The organism is Shewanella amazonensis SB2B (assembly GCF_000015245.1).
GTDB classification, from domain to species: domain Bacteria; phylum Pseudomonadota; class Gammaproteobacteria; order Enterobacterales; family Shewanellaceae; genus Shewanella; species Shewanella amazonensis.
The window spans coordinates 277501-282500 of the sequence record NC_008700.1; the positions used below are offsets into that span (position 1 = coordinate 277501).

2 tRNA genes and 2 rRNA genes are annotated in these 5000 nt (G+C 50.2%); all 4 read left to right on the forward strand.

The features are described 5' to 3' along the window. Positions 1-185: 185 nt before the first annotated feature. The 4 genes from SAMA_RS01320 to SAMA_RS01335 all read left to right on the forward strand — a co-directional run bounded on the left by SAMA_RS01320 (position 186) and on the right by SAMA_RS01335 (position 3525). Positions 186-3079 (forward strand): 23S ribosomal RNA (locus SAMA_RS01320). An 86-nt stretch (positions 3080-3165) separates the two neighbouring features. Continuing rightward, positions 3166-3241 (forward strand) — tRNA-Val (locus tag SAMA_RS01325). 68 nt (positions 3242-3309) lie between these two features. Continuing rightward, positions 3310-3425: ribosomal RNA gene (rrf, locus tag SAMA_RS01330) — 5S ribosomal RNA — on the forward strand. Between the two features lie 23 nt (positions 3426-3448). Further along, positions 3449-3525: transfer RNA gene (locus SAMA_RS01335), tRNA-Asp, on the forward strand. The last annotated feature ends 1475 nt before the right edge of the window (positions 3526-5000 follow it).

The window sequence follows — 5000 nt, forward strand, 5'->3', positions numbered from 1 at the left end:
TCTTTAACAATTTGGAAAGCTGATAGTAGAAACCAAGTCTTCGGATTTGGTGAATACAAAAAATGAGTTCTCAAACACTTCAATCAAGTGTTTTGGAAATTCTTCAAGGCGAGTTCAGTAAAATGAACTATCGAAAACCAGCTGGTTGCAATACAGCACGATGAGGAAACTCATCCGGGTTGTATGGTTAAGCGACTAAGCGTATACGGTGGATGCCTTGGCAGTCAGAGGCGATGAAGGACGTAGTAACTTGCGAAAAGCGTTGGTGAGGTAGTAACAACCGTTATAGCCAGCGATGTCCGAATGGGGAAACCCGGCAGCATAAGCTGTCATCACTAAGTGAATACATAGCTTAGTGAGGCGAACGAGGGGAACTGAAACATCTAAGTACCCTCAGGAAAAGAAATCAACCGAGATTCCCTCAGTAGCGGCGAGCGAACGGGGATTAGCCCTTAAGTCTTCGGGGTGTTAGTGGAATGGTCTGGAAAGTCCAACGGTACAGGGTGATAGTCCCGTACACGACAACTAACCAAAGATGAAATCGAGTAAGGCGGCACACGTGATATGTTGTCTGAATATGGGGGGACCATCCTCCAAGGCTAAATACTCCTGACTGACCGATAGTGAACCAGTACCGTGAGGGAAAGGCGAAAAGAACCCCTGTGAGGGGAGTGAAATAGAACCTGAAACCGTATACGTACAAGCAGTGGGAGCGGTTCTTGAGACCGTGACTGCGTACCTTTTGTATAATGGGTCAGCGACTTACGTTTTGTAGCGAGGTTAAGCGAATAGCGGAGCCGTAGGGAAACCGAGTGTTAACTGCGCGTTTAGTTGCAAGGCGTAGACCCGAAACCCGGTGATCTAGCCATGGGCAGGTTGAAGGTTGAGTAACATCAACTGGAGGACCGAACCGACTAATGTTGAAAAATTAGCGGATGACTTGTGGCTGGGGGTGAAAGGCCAATCAAACCGGGAGATATCTGGTTCTCCTCGAAAGCTATTTAGGTAGCGCCTCGGACGAACACCTTTGGGGGTAGAGCACTGTTAAGGCTAGGGGGTCATCCCGACTTACCAACCCTTTGCAAACTCCGAATACCAAAGAGTGCTATCCGGGAGACAGACGGCGGGTGCTAACGTCCGTCGTCAAAAGGGAAACAACCCAGACCGTCAGCTAAGGTCCCAAAGTAATTGCTAAGTGGGAAACGATGTGGGAAGGCTTAGACAGCTAGGATGTTGGCTTAGAAGCAGCCATCATTTAAAGAAAGCGTAATAGCTCACTAGTCGAGTCGGCCTGCGCGGAAGATGTAACGGGGCTAAGCAATTCACCGAAGCTACGGGTGTGCACGATAACGTGTACGCGGTAGAGGAGCGTTCTGTAAGCCGTTGAAGGTGAAGGGGTAACCCACACTGGAGGTATCAGAAGTGCGAATGCTGACATGAGTAACGATAAAGGGGGTGAAAAACCCCCTCGCCGAAAGACCAAGGGTTCCTGTCCAACGTTAATCGGGGCAGGGTGAGTCGACCCCTAAGGCGAGGCCGAAAGGCGTAGTCGATGGGAAACGGGTTAATATTCCCGTACTTCTGCTAACTGCGATGGAGAGACGGAGAAGGCTAGGCCAGCACGGCGTTGGTTGTCCGTGTTTAAGGTGGTAGGTAGTGTGCTTAGGCAAATCCGGGCACACATATACCGAGAGCTGATGACGAGTCACTACGGTGACGAAGTGGTTGATGCCATGCTTCCAGGAAAATCTTCTAAGCTTCAGGTTAGCAGGAATCGTACCCCAAACCGACACAGGTGGTCGGGTAGAGAATACCAAGGCGCTTGAGAGAACTCGGCTGAAGGAACTAGGCAAAATGGTACCGTAACTTCGGGAGAAGGTACGCTGCTGTTGGTGACGGGACTTGCTCCCTGAGCTGACGGCAGTCGCAGATACCAGGTGGCTGCAACTGTTTATCAAAAACACAGCACTGTGCAAACTCGCAAGAGGAAGTATACGGTGTGACGCCTGCCCGGTGCCGGAAGGTTAATTGATTGGGTTATCGCAAGAGAAGCTCATGATCGAAGCCCCGGTAAACGGCGGCCGTAACTATAACGGTCCTAAGGTAGCGAAATTCCTTGTCGGGTAAGTTCCGACCTGCACGAATGGCGTAATGATGGCCACGCTGTCTCCAGCCGAGACTCAGTGAAGTTGAAATTGCGGTGAAGATGCCGTATACCCGCGGCTAGACGGAAAGACCCCGTGAACCTTTACTATAGCTTGGCACTGAACATTGACCCTACATGTGTAGGATAGGTGGGAGACTTTGAAGCGGGAACGCCAGTTCTCGTGGAGTCAACCTTGAAATACCACCCTTGTAGTGTTGATGTTCTAACCTCGGTCCATGAATCTGGACTAGGGACAGTGCCTGGTGGGTAGTTTGACTGGGGCGGTCTCCTCCCAAAGAGTAACGGAGGAGCACGAAGGTTGGCTAAACACGGTCGGACATCGTGTGGTTAGTGTAATGGCACAAGCCAGCTTAACTGCGAGACAGACACGTCGAGCAGGTACGAAAGTAGGTCATAGTGATCCGGTGGTTCTGCATGGAAGGGCCATCGCTCAACGGATAAAAGGTACTCCGGGGATAACAGGCTGATACCGCCCAAGAGTTCATATCGACGGCGGTGTTTGGCACCTCGATGTCGGCTCATCACATCCTGGGGCTGAAGTCGGTCCCAAGGGTATGGCTGTTCGCCATTTAAAGTGGTACGCGAGCTGGGTTCAGAACGTCGTGAGACAGTTCGGTCCCTATCTGCCGTGGGCGTTGGAAGATTGAGGGGGGTTGCTCCTAGTACGAGAGGACCGGAGTGAACGAACCGCTGGTGTTCGGGTTGTCATGCCAATGGCATTGCCCGGTAGCTACGTTCGGAATCGATAACCGCTGAAAGCATCTAAGCGGGAAGCGAGCCCCAAGATGAGTCTTCCCTTGGACCTTGAGTCCACTGAAGAGCCGTCCGAGACCAGGACGTTGATAGGCAGGGTGTGTAAGCGTTGTGAGGCGTTGAGCTAACCTGTACTAATGACTCGTGCGGCTTAACCATACAACCCAGATGGGTTTCAGATGGTAGTAGATAGTCTTGAAGAGACCAGACTTGATTGAAGTGATAACTCAACAATACAGAATACCGGTCGCTTAGCTCAGCCGGGAGAGCACCTCCCTTACAAGGAGGGGGTCACTGGTTCGATCCCAGTAGCGACCACCACATTTTCTGCGACACGCAGCTTTCCGAATTGCATGTTCTTGCCCAAAGGCGAGGACATAATGAATTTGTCTGGTGACAATAGCGCTCTGGTCCCACCTGATCCCATTCCGAACTCAGCAGTGAAACGGAGCAGCGCCGATGGTAGTGTGGGGTCTCCCCATGTGAGAGTAGGTCATTGCCAGACGCCTAATTTGGGCCTAGCCCAAAGGAGCGGTAGTTCAGTTGGTTAGAATACCGGCCTGTCACGCCGGGGGTCGCGGGTTCGAGTCCCGTCCGCTCCGCCAACTTAAGTGAAAAGCCTCATCTTCGGATGGGGCTTTTTGCTATTTGTTATCCGGGACTGCGCCCTGCGGAATCCTGGTCGCGACACCAGCCGTGCGTGTTGACTCCCGTCCGCTCCGACAGCATAAAGACGAAAGCCTCTGCAGCAATGCAGAGGCTTTTTTCGTTTTACAACATTTGCACTTGGTGTTGTGGTGTTGCGGATAAATCCGCCCCAGCGACACTAAAGCTTCGCGCTAACCGCCATAGATGTTGGGAATCTAGAAACGTCTGGAACGGTTTTCTACCCTCAGCTTGTGGCTGCGCCACATTCGCCCACCAACTGACATAAAGTCTTGCTGAAAACAGCGGGGCTTTTTTGTCTTTATCGCTCCCGAAAGTGCTGCGCACTTTGAGGTTCGGGCCAGCCAGCCGGCCCACCGGCCCCATCCAATAGCGTCCTTGCTTAACAGCCCAGTTTGGCAAAATATATCCTTATACAAGAGCCAGTTCGGCCATCCTTGCTCACCATGCCTCTCGCTCAGGAACTCATCGCTGCGCGATATTCACCCGTTACTTAAGACGAAAGCCCCTGCCGCTATTGTAAATAGGCGTGCACACGCTTGTTGTCTTGACCGCTCCCGAACGTATTGCTAATGGCCGCGTCGTCGAATGCCGGACCATCGAGTCTGTCCAACAGCGTCCTTGTTTAACAGCTCAGTTGAGCAATCCAGCCTCTCGCTTAATTACACATCGGTTCGCGATATTCCCCCGCCACCTCTAGACGAAAGTCTATGCTTGGGTGGGTTTGGGTTTTAATGAAGATGCAGGGGCTCCTTTACTAAGGAGCACGGACTATTTGTCACGTGGATCTATATTGGATTTTTGGGCTGATTAACTGAGCTGGAAAGATATTAGGAATTCTGAACTATCAGGCTCGGTATATAACACCAATATTGAAATTTAACTCTTGCTACCCCGTGCCCGGCTGATGGTTGCGTCATTGTGGCACCCGCTTAGCCCTATTTCTGCTTCAATAATTGACCGGTCAATTTTTATATATCGCTAATCTAGTACCTATAGCTGCGTTGGATATTTAGGGTGAATGAGTTGCTTAAATCAACCACACATATTTTGGTGATACAGTCTGCTCAGTCTCAGGAGGGTATACATGGAGATTGGATTGTCAGACACAATAAATGCTCAATTACCTGGTAGATGCTGAAGTTATTAAAAATATACTTTCGAAGCCTACTGGCAAAAAGTACCTCTAGAGCTGCTTTACGTTGTTTCTATGTTGCTTAAATGATCGAAGTAATTAACTAAGTGTCAGAAAAATAACCAATACTGGAGGGCGTAAAATTTCAGCATTTTTATGTCGCCAGGTCTTTTTTCTGTGGATAAGATGTGGGTTTGATGTGTTTAATAGGTGGTTATCTGCAATTCTTAAAAAAGATCGAAAAAAGATGGAAAAAGCCCTTGCGCAAAAGTTTGGGCT